Here is a 14,435-nt window from a genome sequence, read left to right as displayed (position 1 = left end):
CGATGCGGCAATCGCCGCATCGGGCACCTTTCGCCGGACACTAGGCACGTCCGGCGAATCTTTTGAATTGATGATGAAGCGCAAGCAGCGAGGAAGACGGCGGCATGACGTCCTATCCAGTTTTCGTATTGAAACGATTTGGCCAATTCCTGCTCGTTGTCTTCCTCGGCATTTCCGCGACGTTCTTCATCACCCATATGACGCCGATCGATCCCGTCGAGGAAAGCATCGGCGCCATTCAGCAAATGGGGGCATCCGATCCCCGTGCCGTCGAGCTGATGCGCCAGTCGCTCAGAGAACTCTATGGTCTCGAGGGCTCCATCTGGCAGCAATATCTGCATTTCTGGGGGCGGCTTGCGACCGGCGATCTCGGGCCGTCACTCTCTGCATTTCCCACGCCCGTTTCGGCCATCATCATGAGGGCACTGCCCTGGACGATCGGCCTGATGACCGTTTCCGTCATCATCACATTCCTCCTCGGCAACATGATCGGCGCGCTCGCGGGCTATTACCGCAAGAGCATGGTGCTGAAGGCCGTCAGCCTCGTCTTCATAGCCATGCAGCCGATCCCCTATTATATCCTGGCCTTCGTTCTCATCATCCTCTTTGGCTATGTCTGGCCGATCCTGCCGATCAATGGCGGCTATGAGATGAACACCAATCTGCAGCTGTCCTTTGCATTGGTGCTCGATATTCTGCGCCACTCCATCCTGCCGGCGCTCTCGCTGATCCTTGTCGGGACGGGCGGCTGGCTGATCGGGATGCGGGCGCTCGTCTCCAATATCATCACCGAGGACTATGTGGTTTTCGCCGAGCTGGGCGGCGTGCCGAAGCGCAAGATCCTGCGCTCCTATATCGCCCGTAATGCCATGGTGCCGCAGTTTACCGGCCTTGCCATGTCGCTCGGCGCCGTCTTCAACGGCACGGTCATTACGGAGATCGTCTTCGGCTATCCCGGCATCGGCAATCTGCTGATTTCGGCCGTGCATGCCGGCGACTACAGCCTCGTGTTGGGGCTCAGCGCGCTCTCGATCGCCGGTGTCGCCGCCGCGGTCTTCATCATCGACATATTGGGTCCGCTGATCGACCCGCGCATCAAGGTGGAGTAGGCCATGCTGACGATCGTTCGCGACCTTGCTCGCCAGAATATGGAATTCCTTTTTGGTCTCCTGCTGCTCGCAATCATCGTCGGGCTGGTGATCCTGTCCTACTTTTCGCCCTATGGCCCTTCAGATCTCTATCTGTTGCCGCCGGATATGCCGCCGGATGGGCAATACTGGCTGGGTACGACATCGCGCGGTCAGGATGTTTTCTGGCAGCTCACGACAGCGCTCCGCAACACGCTTTATTTCGGCATCGGCGTCGCCATTCTGTCGCGCATCATCTCGCTGGTTGTGGGGCTGGTGGCGGGCTATGCCGGCGGGGTCGTCGATCGCGTGCTGATGGCGATCAATGACAGCATCATGGTCATTCCGCAATTTCCGCTGCTGATCCTGTTCTATTTCGTGCTGAAGGACGAAATGACGTGGACGGTACTGATCGTCGTCATGGCCTCGCTCGGCTGGTCCTACGATGCGCGCTTGATCCGCTCGGTGGCAATCAGCCTCAAGACGCGGCCATTTACCACGCAGAGCGTCTATTCCGGCATGAGCATGTCCAAGATCCTCGTCCAGGAGCATCTGCCCTATGTGCTGCCGATCGTCTTTGCCACGACGATGAATAACATGATCTGGTCGATCGGCATGGAGATCACCCTGTCGGTGCTCGGTTTCACCGATATCGAGACACCGACCATGGGCATGATGATCTATTGGGCGAACGCGCATTCGGCCCTGATCGCCGGTACATGGTGGTGGGTCGCAGCGCCGGTGGCCGCCATCGTCGTGCTGTTCATGGCGCTCTTCCTGCTGTCAATGTCGATGAATGAATACAACGATCCCCGCAGTCGCTTGAACAGGATGGGAGGCTAGGCATGGAGGCTGTCGTCGAAGTCAACAACCTCAAGGCCTATTACCGGGCCTTCCTTTACGGCGTCGATCGCGAAGTGCGGGCGGTTGACGATGTCAGCCTGTCGATCGGCCGCGGCGAGATTTACGGGGTTGCCGGTGAATCAAGCAGCGGCAAGACGACGCTGATCAAGACCATCGCGGGCGCCATCCGGCCGCCGCTTCGCGTCGTCTCCGGCGCTGTCAAGTTCCACTTCAACAGCGGCACGCAGGATATCTACGCCATGACGCCGGAGCAGCGGGCGTCGCTTCGCTGGCGCCATCTCTCCTACATCATGCAGGGATCGATGAATGTGCTCAATCCCGTGCGGCGCATCCGGCACTCGTTCACGGATTTTGCTTTCCGCCACATGAAAGCCGATCGCGGCACGTTCTTTGATCGGGTTGGTACACATCTCCAGCGGCTGAAGCTGGATGCCCACCTGCTCGATGCCTATCCGCATGAATTGTCCGGCGGCATGCGTCAGCGCATGACGATCGCGCTCGCCACCATCCTCACGCCGGAATTCATCATTGCCGACGAACCGACGACAGCGCTCGATGTCATCGTCCAGCGCGACGTGCTGTCGATGATCCGCGAAATCCAGCGCGAAATGGGCTCGTCCTTCCTGTTCGTTACCCATGACATGGGCGTTCACGCCGCCGTTTCCGATCGCATCGGCATCGTTTATGCGGGTCGGCTGGTGGAAGAGGCGCCGACCCGCAAGCTTTTTCAGATGCCGCTGCATCCCTATACGCAACACCTCGTCGCGAGCCTGCCGCGGATCGGCGATGCCGCGACGCGTCCTTCGCTTGAGGGCAGACCACCCAATCTCGCCATGCCACCGGAGGGATGCCGCTTTCACCCGCGCTGTCCGAAGCGCATGGACATCTGCAGCCGCGAAGCGCCGCCCATGGTGACCGTCGAGCCGGATCGGCGCGTGGCCTGCTTCGCGGTGACGGGAGGCGCGCGATGAGCGATCTTCTTTCCCTCTCGCATGTCAGCAAGATCTACCGCCAGGGCGGCATGCTCAGCCGCCGCCAGATCGTGGCGGTGAACGATGTCAGTCTGAGCCTGGGAGAGGAGCCGGAAATCCTCTCCATCGTCGGCGAGTCGGGCTCGGGAAAATCCACCATTGCGGCGATGATCCTTGGTCAGACGGCGCCGACATCGGGTGATCTCACCTTTCGCGGCAAACCCGTCGCCATTCACGGACGGTCCGAGCGCCGCGCCTTCATGCGCGAAGTGCAGCCGGTTCTTCAGAACCCGTTCGAGGCATTCAACCCGCTGAAGAGGGTCGATCGATATCTCTTTGAAACAGCAAAAAGTTTTGCGCCTGCCGGCGCGCGGCCAAACCGAGCCGATGTCGAGCGCATGGCCGACGAGGCGCTCGCCCACATCGGCTTGACGCTTGCCGAGATTAACGGGCGTTTTCCGCATGAGCTGTCGGGCGGTCAGTTGCAACGAACGGCCATCGCGCGGGCGCTCATTCCGCAACCGCGGCTGCTGGTGGCCGACGAGCCAGTCTCGATGGTCGATGCTTCGCTGAGAATGGCGATCGTCAACCTCTTCGGTCAGCTGAAGAGGGACCTTGGGCTCTCGATCATCTACATCACCCATGATCTGGCGACGGCCTACTATATCAGCGATCGGATCATCATCATGAAAAAGGGCGAAATCGTCGAGCAAGGTGGCGCACGTGCGGTCCTCGACAATCCGCAACATCCTTATTCGCAGGCTTTGAAGGAGGCTGTGCTCAGCGGAGAGCCATGCACAGCAAAGCGAAGGTCGAAACATTCCGTATCTGGGCTGAAGAGCAACTGACCAACCGCAAAAGCGAGTGCTATCCCCGCGAGGGCGTCATCTCACCTTGTCGGCACTGGCAGACCAGGTCGGAGCATGCGCCGAGGCGTTGAAGCCTATCATTCGGTGATTGAGGCGCATGTTTTGGCCGCGAGCGAGTACATGGTGATGACACGACCTAGCCGATCCTGGCGAAGGGAAAGACTGCTACGGGAGCTGGACCTATGTCTGAGATGATCGACTATCGGCGGGGTCTCTCCAACGACGAAAATCTGACCTACGGCGGCATCATCAAGCCAAATTATCCCAAGGGCAAGCTTAATCCCGCGCGAATTGAAACGTATCCGCATCGCGCGAATAGCGTACTCGTATCATATGATATGAATAACTGCCGGATTGAATTTTTACCGTGTTCAGCTCGATAAGTGCGCTGTCACACCGTTTCGGGTAGATATTATTGGGAGAGTCGCGTGTGTTCGTTGCTTTCAAATCAAGGCTTGATATTACCTGGTGATCGACGATAGATATTTCTGACCCAAACCCCTGGAGCTCAATGCTGACCACTACATTATGCTCGCACCGATTAACCAGAAAAAATGCCACCTCTTCAGTCTCTTCATTGGATACCGCTGCAATGTCAATGCTTGATACATTTCCTCTAATAGAACACGCGTATGTGGGGCTGTCTGCGTTGAGATTGAGCGCCTTTCCTCTACCGAACCGGGACGCGAACTCGAATGGATAGTATATGGTTTGCCGCCAAGCAGGTCCATTCGGCTGGGTCATAATTGGAGCGATCACATTAACAAGCTGTGCAAGGCATGCAATACGCACAATATCGGATCGCCGAATGAGGGTATTAATTACAAGTGCAACCTGCAATAAATCCTCGAAGTTATAAATATCCTCGAATATTGGAGGTGCAATCGGCCAGCCATTCCTCCCCTCTAGAAACGCCTTGTCGTGTGGCCGCGAATGATACCAAACATTCCATTCATCAAACGAGATATAAACCATCTTCTCTTGCCGCTTTTTTGCACGAATATATTTTATGACGCCCTCGACCGCTGTGATGTAATCGTCCATCTTATAATTCATGGCTAAATATGTAGGCGTGTCATTAGCCGGGTTGCCAAAATACATATGAAGAGAGATGTAATCGACCTCTTCGTAAGTGTGCTCTAATACGGTTGCTTCCCACTCTGGATAAGTCGGCATTCGGGGGTTTGACGAACCGCAGACAATAAGTTCTAGAGAGCGGTCGTAGGCGCGCATCGCTTTCGCGGTCTCATGCGCAAGACGACCGTATTCATGAGCGGTTTTTCCGCCAATCTGCCATGGCCCATCCAACTCATTTCCGAGGTACCAAACTTTAACGTTGAATGGCTCCAGCCTGCCGTTCTTTATTCTCAAATCGCTCCAATAAGTCCCGCTCGGATGGTTCGAGTACTCCAAGAGATTTCTTGCTTCGCTAAACCCACGCGAACCTAAATTCACCGCTAGCATCATCTCCGATCCGACGGATTGACACCAATCTGCAAATTCGTGCAGGCCGATCTCGTTCGTCTCGGACGTATGCCAGGCTAGATCTAATTTCACGGGGCGCAGATCTCTCGGACCGACACCGTCTTCCCAATTGTAGGCCGACACGAAATTACCACCAGGATACCGAATGGTCGGCACGTTTAGACCCTTCACCAGATTAATTACATCGAGCCTCATGCCATCGCTATCAGCCTCCGAATGTTCAGGCTCATAAATACCCGTGTAAATTGCTCTTCCGAGATGTTCTAGAAATGAGCCATATAGGCGATCGTCGATCTTAGATATTATGAATGCGCTGTTCGCGATTACCTTAGCTTCCATGGTCTCCTCCGAGGTATTAGAAAAAACTTGTATGAGATCGCTAACCTTTGACAGCGCGTTCTACGGAACGGGTTCCATCAAGTCTCCATATCTAGAAACTAGATATAAATCAGGGCAGTGCGATCCCAGACTCGTGCAACGACCGACACAGAAACTCCACGCCCTGCCCATCCCAAGGTATAGCTGTAACTCCCCAATTACTTCCGTCGATCGATAACGCTGAGATGCGGCCCGGAGTTCTTTCGCGCATGCCGGGTGTGAACCGATATTTTAAATCAAGAGTTCCGATATGGAATATGTTCTCTCTTGCATAGTTACACTTCTGATCATATGTTGCAACCGAAGCGGTTGTTTTATGCGCCTTGAATTTGTCGCGATCAATGGAGCAAGATTGATGGTCGACGAATGTCCGGCGGAAGTAATTCAGCAGACACTGTCGGAACCCACCGCATCGTGTCTGCCAAGAAAATCAGCCGGATCCAATACCCATTGTAGACTATGAATTTATACCTCATCGCTCGCGCGGGTAGAACAGCAATATCCACGGAAGTTGTGATCTTTTTGAAAACAAAGAACTTTGCGCGTCACGCCTGAATTCCCTGCAGCACGGCCGCGCCAACAAAGCATAGGCAGGCAACGATCGGATCGGAAAATGTGGTTCTCGCCAAACAACAACTGGCTAGTTAGAAATAAACTAATGTTTCTGCTGACAGATAATATACAGTATACCGCGAAACGTGTGACGTATTCATAAGTACATTGCGAAAAAAGCTGGTCGGTTGAGCCTGGGTCCGGTGCGGTGCCGCAGAACTTTAGGTGAGGTAAATCTTTACAAGCAACGTAAAACTCGTATTCGAGGTATAAAGGGCCAGCCATGCGCAATATAGCAGCCTTGAACAAGTTAGGATATCAACGGGTCGTCGAGAAATATCGCTATGCCGGCTCGCGGACGTTTTATGCAGCAATATGTGGGATGCTTTCAGCTGTCGCTACATATTTTTCTGGCGCGATCGCCGCTCGCGCATTAGGCCCTGCCGCGATTGGAGAATTCTATCTCGCTGTTCAGATAGTGTCGTATTTAACGTTAGCCGCTGGCTTGGGACTCACAGAGATAGCCCAGCGCGAGGTTGCTCGCAATCCTCAGCTAAAAAACCGCTTTTTATGGCTAGTTATATCAATACAACTTCCCCTATCAGTATTGTTTGTTTTTTTCAGTATTACAGTTAATACAGTCACAGGATACATTGACAACAAACTGTGGTATATAATTGTCGGGTTAGCGTTTGCAAATTGTGCAAATATTTCTTGGTTCCTTCAGGCAGTCAAACATACGACGTTCGTATTCGTGTCTACCCTTTTTTTGGACGTGGCTCTCGTTTTTACTTGCTCTTTTTTTGTGCGGGCGCCCGGCGATATATATATGTATGCTCTGCTTTATGTGTCGGTTCAGGTATTGAAAGTATGTTTTCTAATCATTTACACTGTGCTTTGCGGCATTGGGATACAAATTAGAAAACTTTCATTGCGAGGAAGCGGTGCGTTGATCGTGGCCGCCGCGCCAAATGCACTATCATACGTTTCTATACTGATATATTACAACTCAGACGCATTTGTTATTAACTACTATTTTGATGAGGCGACAGTCGGGAAATATACGGCTGCATATGCGTTGATGTTGATGCTGACCGCGCCGTGTTTTGCAATTCTCAAAGTTCATTTTGGCTTACTTTCGGAGGTAGCACGTAGCTCCGATGCAATGATGAAAGAACGATCTCGGGCGTTCTTGCGCATTCTGAGTTTTATCGGAGCCCCTCTGGCTGCACTGGGCGTATTCTTTGCCCAAACAGTTTTTGCCGCGGTTTACGGGGAAAAGTTTTCCGATGGTTGGGTATATTTTCAGTATCTTTCGCTGAACTTGTTGCTCATATATATAAATGTAGGATACGCTAAGCCATTGATCGCATGGGGTTTCCAAAGAGCTCATATGCTGATCACTCTCAGTTCCGCCGTTTTAAATGTCCTCCTAAACTTTAGTCTTATCCCGCATTTTGGTGCCCTAGGTGCGGTTCATGCGACAATTATTTCGGAATTGTTCGTGTTTTTTGCTGTTTGGGGGGTAAGAACCTACTACGATCTAGCTAGATTTAGTCTTGTTCGCGCAATAGCCTTTCCCATCTCGTGTTCATTTTTATTTGCTTACATAGGCAAAATAATCTTTGATCATGGCGGGTAAAAACCCGGTTAGACACCGAAGCTTGGGCCGCCGGGAACCTAGCGTCTTCCGGCTCATGTATGGATGCCCCCGTTCATGCAAGTTTTTTTCTTTGAGCGGTTTGAACGTGTGATTGGATGCGGTCATGTATCAGGCCTTTGATGCAGTCTGGATAATACTGCTGCCGGTATGGAGCTAAGCGGGGCTGGCGCAAATCACTTCCACGAGCTCGAGGCTCACTGAGCCGGTTGCATTTCCAGCCCCCTTTCCAATCCTTTGTCCTTACCGTTCGCTGATCTCCTCACACGCTGACGGTCCGATCTCGCTATATCACCAGCTTTGCTTATGCGTGAGCGTCCGGTGAGCTGTTTTTGCTGATCGGGCAAATCAGGCGATGTTCTGGCATTAGAACCAGCATTAGTGCTGACATTAATGCCAGAACAAAGAGGTTTCATGGCTCGCATAGAGATCATGTCCGGTACCGAGCGCAGACGGCGTTGGTCGGACGAGGCGAAGCTGAGGATACTTGCGGAAGCTGATGAGCCCGGTGCTCGCATTGGCGATGTGGCGCGCCGGCACGACATTCATCCGGGCCAGATCCGCTTGTGGCGGCAATCATTCAGCTATGCCGATCGGCCGACGGTATTCCTCCCGGTGGAAATTACCGAGGAGGTTGGCGTAAGCCAGCCGTCTACCGCAGCAACGAGGCCGGCGATCGTCGAGATCTTGCTTCGAAACGGTCGGAGCTTGAAGGTTCCGGTTGACGTTGAGTTGAAGCTGCTTGGCCCGCTCGTCGCTTGCGTGGAGGCGGCATGATCGGGCCATCGGGGAATGTGCGGGTCTACCTGGCCTGCGGAGTGACGGATATGCGGCGTGGCATCGATGGCCTATCGGCGCTGGTCGAAACGGTCGTGAAGGAGGCGCCGGGCTCGGGCGCGATCTTCGGCACGGTGAGCGGCGCAAGGCTATCAGGCAACCGTTGCAAAGCGACCACCATTAATATCGAGCTTGGTCATAAGGCCTCTTCGTTACCCTCCGCGAGCATCTGCTCAACCACAACCACGGATTATGATCGAGGATGAGGAATGGCACAATTGCCCTGTATAGCGACACGGTTCCCAAATCAGCCCCTTTTGACCCCTTTTCGTATGTGGGGCAGCTTCGATGGCAAGATTGACGGTTTTCCAGATGCACATGGCCCACGCGATTTCTCTTGCTTTCGGTTTGAAAGCAGCGCTAGCGACAGAAAAGGAACTCCCACCGAGAAGATTTCCGCTGTACGCTTGGCGCGAACCTCGAAATTTGAAGCGGCAGAGGACTAATGGCATATATATATTGGCGCCGGTGACTACGGCAGACGACTGGCGTGCAATGCATGACATTCGTCGAGCTGTACTATTCAAACCCGACCGGCACAGCGCTTCTTACGACGAGAATCATGCAGACGACCGTCTTGAAGGAAATACACCGTTTCTTTTATTCGATGATAGAGTGCCTATCGGGGTGGTGCGGCTCGATCAACGTGGCGAAGTTGGCATCGTTAGATTGGTTGCGATCGTGAAAGACAAGCAACGACTTGGACACGGGCGGAGACTAAACGGCCTCCTTGAGGCAGAAGCGAAGAACCGGGGCATCCGGCTATTGCGGGTCAATGCCGCACCAGACGCTGTCGGCTTTTATCTGAAAGCCGGATGGTCTCAACACGACTGGGATATATCGGAACTAGTCGGCCTTGCCAGGAACGCAGTGCAGATGGAGAAAATGATCAGCGACTGAGCCTCTTTGCTTGGGCCGCCTGCGTCTGCGAAGCCGAGGTCTCGCAAACGCCGCTTCGCCACCCTCCTGCGGCCTATTGTGCGTTGCGCAGGCGCTGCAGGTCCGCAACGGAGGGGATGTCTGGATAAAGGGCGCGGAACTTCGCTTCCGCCCGATCGACCGTCTCATCTTTCGGCCAAGCCGGGGACGGATAGAGGTTGGCAAGCGTGGTGACCCAGAAAATCGGATGAGTCAGCGGCGGATTGGCAATTCCGCCCCATTCGCGAAGACGCAGCACGGCCAGTAATTCAACCGGTAACAGCCAATAGGAGAGTTCTTCGAACTCGTACCAGTCCTTCTCGGTATTCTCGACGATTTCGGACTGAGCCAGATGGTATTCGGCCATTTCGCTCATCAACGCATCAAAAGACCGCTCATTGGGATCGCGCCAGCCGGCGAGCAGCTTGTCCCAAACACCGAGATTTGCGACCTCGTGCTGGCGGAACTCGCTGTCGATGGCAACATCCGCCTTCAGCCAATCCTTTGCCAGTTCCAGCATGAACCAAGGCAAGCGGCCATAGGAAATACCCCGGTCCATCAGGCGGTTCAGTTCTTTGAAGCCGAGGCGGGCAACCAGTTCGGCCTCGTCTTTCCAACCTGTCGCAATAACCTGCGCCAGCAGCTTTCCATAACGGTCGAAATTGTAGCGGCCTAGATTCTCCGCGTGGAAGTCATAGATCGGGATTTCGAGCAGATAGCTCGTGATGTCGTTGCGCGTCGAGGCCGACAACAGAGCGATATCCGGCGCGGCTCCGATACCCGAGAGGGCATATTCCCTGCGATACCATGTTGCCAGTCGCTCGAAGCGCGCCGGCGCTAGCTTCACGTTCACATCGGTCTTGCCGGCGGGGTCGAAATCTGCAAGCCACTCCATGGGCTTCTGCCGAAACAGACGCTCCTTGCGTGAGAGCCAATCCGGCAGTTCCTTGGCCAGGAATTTTCTTTTTTCGGAAGCGTCGGTCATTCTTCAATCCTGTCGAAAACGGGGCAGCAGGAACTTATTGGCTCCGAGCCGGAGGTCCTGTCGAGGGCGGCGTGCTCACGGCCGGGCGTCTAGCTCTACCTGTATCATCGCGATAAGTCAGCCGCTTTGGTTTCTCGCCAGGTTTCCAGTCCCAATCCGCTTTGCCGCGATAGGTTGCCGCTCCATCGTCGGCAACGTCGTATTTCCATATCCCATTCGATCACTTGCCGATTGGCCATGCTCGCAGGCTCGATCGGCACGAGATCGTCGAGCCGATCATGGGTCAGCACGAAACCGCCGGGATGCCGGCCGAGATGAGGCGGCGCGCCCATCAGCTGCTGCGCCAGTTTTAGGGTCAGAGCCAGCCTGCGATCGTCGGGATTGAGGTTCAACTCGCGCAGGCCTCGATCGGTCACCAGCTCTTCCGACCACGACTACATGCCCGACGAGAGGGATTTGATCACGTCCTCCGGCAGGCAGAGCGCCTTGCCGACATCGCGGATCGCCCCCTTGGCGCGGTAGCGCGTGATGGTCGCACAAAGAGCTGCTTTGTCATGACCATAGGTTTTGTAGATCCACTGGATTACCTCCTCGCGTCGCTCATGCTCGAAGTCGACACACATAGGGTGCGGCAATCTCCGGCAGTCTGTCGGTGAAGGTTCATCGCTCGCATTTCCGGTGCCTACACTGCCAGCGGTTCAGTGCGAGTCTGATTTTCACAGCTTGACCTTGAACAGGCAAGTCCTGGAGGCGGCGGTTGTGCCAGCAGTGCCGGTGCCGACTTCGCCTTCCACAATCCGGGCAGATACCGACAGGCTTCGCAACAGCGGAAACAATCCAGTTCTCTTGGTTTTGAAGGGTGGTACCCAGAATTTTGACCCTTGGGCCGGGTTACCATTTTAATTGCGCTCGCATCCCCGCAGATAACGGTCGAGGCGCTAACACCCTGTTACCACAGAAATTGAGGAAGAACCCGATTAAATGCCAAACGACAGGATATTTCAGCATTTACCTGCAACTCCTCTTGCGACTAGCCTATGGGACGTAGCCCGTTTCAGCATTTTTGCGACAGCAACCGCTCGTCCGGAGTCTTTTCTGCGTGACGATGCTCAACCGCGTGAAAGAATCTTGCTGATGTCGTCTATCTGTTCCTGTGTGAGCACGCGCTTTGGCAGGACCTGATAGCTATAATCGGACCGGAAAAACAGGAAGGTATGGCGACCTTCCCGCCATTTGGAATAGTCGGTCCAGGCAAATCGATTGTGGGTGCCGGGCTGATTGACCTCATAGGCTTCTTCATTCCAGCTGATCTCGGCAGCCTGGCGAAGTAGTTTGTCCTGGCGAAAGCGGCGGTGGATCACAACCGGGCCAATCAGAAGCGGGAACACGAATGCGAAGCCAAAAGTCGCAGCGGCTATGACCAAGGCAAAGACCGGCAGGGCCGCACGCAATTCAAGCCATGGCATCCCCGCCAAACCAAGGAAGGCTGCCAGCGCCACCATAGCTCCGGCCCAGAGGAGCGCTATTCTGGTCACAATACGCGGATCGCGTATTGAGCTCCAAACGTGAAGGCGACCCGCTCGACGAAGATCGAGCTCATTTAGGGTCACAACGGCCTTCCGGTTCATACAAGCCTCGCAGCTAAAAACGGTTCGACGGATCGGAGAAGTCGGCTTTCAGCCTTAGCTGCTCCGCAATTGAACCTATATTGTTGGGCGTTACCTGCCAGCGCGACGGATCGTCATATTCGAAATCCGCGTTGAAACTGCGCGTCTCTTTATTGAACTGTATGAGCATCTTGATAATGCCCTTATCGTTCTTCAGCCGCAGCCGTGCGCGACACCGTTTCACCTCTTTCTCAACGGAATCGTAGAGAAAGGCGGCTGCATGAGCGTTGCCGCTGCGCTCGTAGGCGTAACCGTAGCTCTCCCGCACATCTCCGTCGTCATCGAAGGAGAAGATTGCCGACACCTCGCCCCAATCGACAGAATTGAGTTCTCCGCAATTGACGATCTCCCTCGCGATCGCGCTGATCATCTCTGTGTTGTTAGCGTTCGATCGGGGTGATGCCGAGCCGGGCAAGGAAAAGATAGCAAGGGCCGCGTCAAGCAGTCCGAAGATATTTCGTTTCTTTTGATCCTGCATCCATCATCCTCGGTCAGGCACTGCGCATTGCCGATGTGTGAACTATTGTTGCCATGACAATAGCAGCGGCGACAAAATTCAGGACCTTTGCGATGAAGGCCGAGAGATCACGTCTGAAGCATTCCTACCTGGCGGGAAAACCGGGTAGAATACATGCCGTATCGAGTAAAACATCTGCCAACTGCGTATCGTTATGCACGCCTTGTCGGTAGAGCTCTATAATGATGGCTGCCGCACGTTGCGCTTCCTCTGTATCCTTTCCGACCCTTAGCCTCGCCAAAATTCCGTCCAAGGCCCGTTGGCAGATATCGAGATCATTCGAGGTCAATGGCTCATCATGCCTGCTGACAAACCGCTCGGTCATCGTCGTTTTCCTCCTTTCGCGTATCGGCAATCTCGGACGCGAATAAAAATAATTTCGGTCATATTTCGATTCAAGACTTTCGGCCTCGGGCCGCCAGGCAGTCGGATTTCGACCAAACACGAAGCACTCTTGACTCAATCACAAATGAGAACATAATAAGAACACATTGCCGGAGCGATAACCGGTCGCGCAATTCCATATCGATGAACCGCAGTTAAAACTCCCCTGGCACCAAGGGGGTAGGAAGACGTATTGCCTCATGACAGCCCTAGCCGCTCAGACCGACGAACCGCAACTTGATCAGGTGAGATCCGTGCTTAGCCTATTTGGGGGCGACGCCCATGCGACCATCGGCGCTCTGCTCGCCGAGCTGCAATTCGTTCGGGGACAGTTGGCCCTTAGTGAAGCTGGAATGAGCGTCGGCTTTACCCGCGGCTGGGTCCCAAGTTTCGAGAGTGGAGGAGACGGGAATGTTTGAATATTCGAGAGAGCCGCGGCCCAGAGAGGGTGTCCTCACCATTACCCAGGATCAAGCGATGGCACTTCATGAATTTGTCGGCCATTTGGGCCGCGATGCCTTTGACAGGTTCAGGGATGACCTGCCCGGCTTCCGTGGCAAGTCGCGCGAGATGCTTCGCTATCTCGACAGCATGCGCGACTTGCTGGAAAACGTGATGGACTATCCGACCTTGGATGAGGAACTTTGCTGGGATGAGCCGAAGTCGCTATCGACCGACGAGGTCCATAGCTTGCTGTTGACGGAGATCGGCAATCGGCCTGACATCCGTTATCTTCAGGTTGCCGTTTACTGGAATGATGAGCATCGGCACTTCGGTACACTCGAGCTTGCGGTCGACGACGAGACCGGCGAAACCTGCGGCCTGTTCCAGGTCGAGGATCTCGCGGGCAAACAGATCGATTGCGGTCCCGGCTGGTCCCAATCCGGCGTCGACCTCGACGCGACGATCCGCATGTTCATCAACGCAATTCCAATTCAGCAACTGGAAGCGCGGAACGAGGACTGCATCAATGAAATGCTCGCCGCGAAAGTCGCCTGAACCGTTGCCGATATGCATCGGCGCAGATGCGGGGGTGCACGATGTCCACCGAGAAGTGAGCCACCTCTGAGTAAGGTTTTCTGATCAGGGTTTGGTCAAGGGATTGGGCTTTTCTCCTCTCTTCTGTGCTGCCGCAGCCGAGCTGGCCTTGAAGCGGAAGCTGTCGTTTGCTGTTTCCAGGATATGGCAATGGTGGGCAAGGCATGAAAAGAGCGTAGCGCT

Annotated in this window: 15 protein-coding genes and 3 pseudogenes; 10 read left to right on the top strand and 8 right to left on the bottom strand. The window is 54.5% G+C overall.

Annotated features, from left to right (window positions below; translation table 11 throughout):
• The first annotated feature begins 104 nt into the window (after window positions 1-104).
• The 5 genes and pseudogenes from ABOK31_RS35355 to ABOK31_RS35335 form a co-directional block, all read left to right on the top strand.
• Window positions 105-1,109 carry an ABC transporter permease gene (locus ABOK31_RS35355; RefSeq protein WP_113344779.1) on the top strand — a complete coding sequence of 335 codons (1,005 nt, stop codon included), beginning with the start codon at window positions 105-107 and terminating at the stop codon, window positions 1,107-1,109.
• Window positions 1,110-1,112: 3 nt separating this feature from the next.
• Window positions 1,113-1,970: an ABC transporter permease gene (locus ABOK31_RS35350; RefSeq protein WP_349959608.1), complete on the top strand. Its 858-nt coding sequence runs from the start codon at window positions 1,113-1,115 to the stop codon at window positions 1,968-1,970.
• Window positions 1,971-1,972: 2 nt separating this feature from the next.
• Window positions 1,973-2,962 carry an ABC transporter ATP-binding protein gene (locus ABOK31_RS35345; RefSeq protein ID WP_349963331.1) on the top strand — a complete coding sequence of 330 codons (990 nt, stop codon included), beginning with the start codon at window positions 1,973-1,975 and terminating at the stop codon, window positions 2,960-2,962.
• The gene (locus ABOK31_RS35340) at window positions 2,959-3,810 is read left to right on the top strand and encodes an ABC transporter ATP-binding protein (protein WP_349963330.1); all 852 of its coding nucleotides are present in this window, start codon (window positions 2,959-2,961) and stop codon (window positions 3,808-3,810) included. The genes ABOK31_RS35345 and ABOK31_RS35340 overlap by 4 nt, the downstream gene beginning before the upstream one ends.
• A 2-nt stretch (window positions 3,811-3,812) precedes the next feature.
• Window positions 3,813-4,018 (top strand): annotated as a pseudogene (locus ABOK31_RS35335) (transposase); the annotation flags it as partial.
• A gap of 89 nt (window positions 4,019-4,107) precedes the next feature.
• Here ABOK31_RS35335 and ABOK31_RS35330 read toward each other — a convergent pair.
• Window positions 4,108-5,655 (bottom strand): alpha-N-arabinofuranosidase, encoded by a 1,548-nt coding sequence (locus tag ABOK31_RS35330; protein WP_349963328.1) that lies wholly within the window; start codon window positions 5,653-5,655, stop codon window positions 4,108-4,110.
• A gap of 874 nt (window positions 5,656-6,529) precedes the next feature.
• Here ABOK31_RS35330 and ABOK31_RS35325 point away from each other — a divergent pair.
• From ABOK31_RS35325 to ABOK31_RS35310, 4 genes are all read left to right on the top strand, one after another.
• Entirely contained in the window at window positions 6,530-7,888 is a 1,359-nt protein-coding gene (locus ABOK31_RS35325) for an oligosaccharide flippase family protein (RefSeq protein ID WP_349963327.1), read from the top strand.
• A gap of 432 nt (window positions 7,889-8,320) precedes the next feature.
• The gene (locus ABOK31_RS35320; protein WP_105374904.1) at window positions 8,321-8,683 is read left to right on the top strand and encodes a transposase; all 363 of its coding nucleotides are present in this window, start codon (window positions 8,321-8,323) and stop codon (window positions 8,681-8,683) included.
• Complete coding sequence (tnpB, locus tag ABOK31_RS35315; protein ID WP_349963326.1) at window positions 8,680-8,949, top strand: IS66 family insertion sequence element accessory protein TnpB; 270 nt, start codon at window positions 8,680-8,682, stop codon at window positions 8,947-8,949. Before ABOK31_RS35320 ends, tnpB begins: the two co-directional genes overlap by 4 nt.
• A gap of 82 nt (window positions 8,950-9,031) precedes the next feature.
• A complete protein-coding gene (locus ABOK31_RS35310; protein ID WP_349963325.1) occupies window positions 9,032-9,643 on the top strand; it encodes a GNAT family N-acetyltransferase in 612 nt (203 codons plus the stop codon).
• Window positions 9,644-9,716: 73 nt separating this feature from the next.
• Here ABOK31_RS35310 and ABOK31_RS35305 read toward each other — a convergent pair whose 3' ends face one another.
• The 6 genes and pseudogenes from ABOK31_RS35305 to ABOK31_RS35280 all read right to left on the bottom strand — a co-directional run bounded on the left by ABOK31_RS35305 (window position 9,717) and on the right by ABOK31_RS35280 (window position 13,155).
• Window positions 9,717-10,646, bottom strand: coding sequence for a hypothetical protein (locus tag ABOK31_RS35305; protein ID WP_349963324.1), 930 nt, complete (start codon window positions 10,644-10,646; stop codon window positions 9,717-9,719).
• Between the two features lie 209 nt (window positions 10,647-10,855).
• Window positions 10,856-11,263: pseudogene (gene dnaE2 / locus ABOK31_RS35300) on the bottom strand (error-prone DNA polymerase); the annotation flags it as partial.
• 43 nt (window positions 11,264-11,306) lie between these two features.
• A complete protein-coding gene (locus ABOK31_RS35295; RefSeq protein ID WP_349963490.1) occupies window positions 11,307-11,453 on the bottom strand; it encodes a transposase family protein in 147 nt (48 codons plus the stop codon).
• A 302-nt stretch (window positions 11,454-11,755) separates the two neighbouring features.
• Window positions 11,756-12,145, bottom strand: coding sequence for a YcxB family protein (locus tag ABOK31_RS35290; protein ID WP_350019326.1), 390 nt, complete (start codon window positions 12,143-12,145; stop codon window positions 11,756-11,758).
• Between the two features lie 142 nt (window positions 12,146-12,287).
• Window positions 12,288-12,791: a hypothetical protein gene (locus ABOK31_RS35285; RefSeq protein WP_349963322.1), complete on the bottom strand. Its 504-nt coding sequence runs from the start codon at window positions 12,789-12,791 to the stop codon at window positions 12,288-12,290.
• 124 nt (window positions 12,792-12,915) lie between these two features.
• Entirely contained in the window at window positions 12,916-13,155 is a 240-nt protein-coding gene (locus ABOK31_RS35280; protein WP_349963321.1) for a hypothetical protein, read from the bottom strand.
• Window positions 13,156-13,625: 470 nt separating this feature from the next.
• Here ABOK31_RS35280 and ABOK31_RS35275 point away from each other — a divergent pair, with 470 nt between their 5' ends.
• Entirely contained in the window at window positions 13,626-14,213 is a 588-nt protein-coding gene (locus ABOK31_RS35275) for a hypothetical protein (protein ID WP_349963319.1), read from the top strand.
• Between the two features lie 84 nt (window positions 14,214-14,297).
• Here the strand turns inward: ABOK31_RS35275 and ABOK31_RS35270 are convergent.
• Window positions 14,298-14,414: pseudogene (locus ABOK31_RS35270) on the bottom strand (ATP-binding protein); the annotation flags it as partial.
• Between the last annotated feature and the right edge of the window lie 21 nt (window positions 14,415-14,435).

Origin of the sequence: Rhizobium sp. ZPR4 (genome assembly GCF_040215725.1) — a bacterium.
Classification (GTDB): domain Bacteria; phylum Pseudomonadota; class Alphaproteobacteria; order Rhizobiales; family Rhizobiaceae; genus Rhizobium; species Rhizobium rhizogenes_D.
Note: the sequence above shows the minus strand (reverse complement) of the source record. Positions and strands in the feature narration are given on the sequence as shown.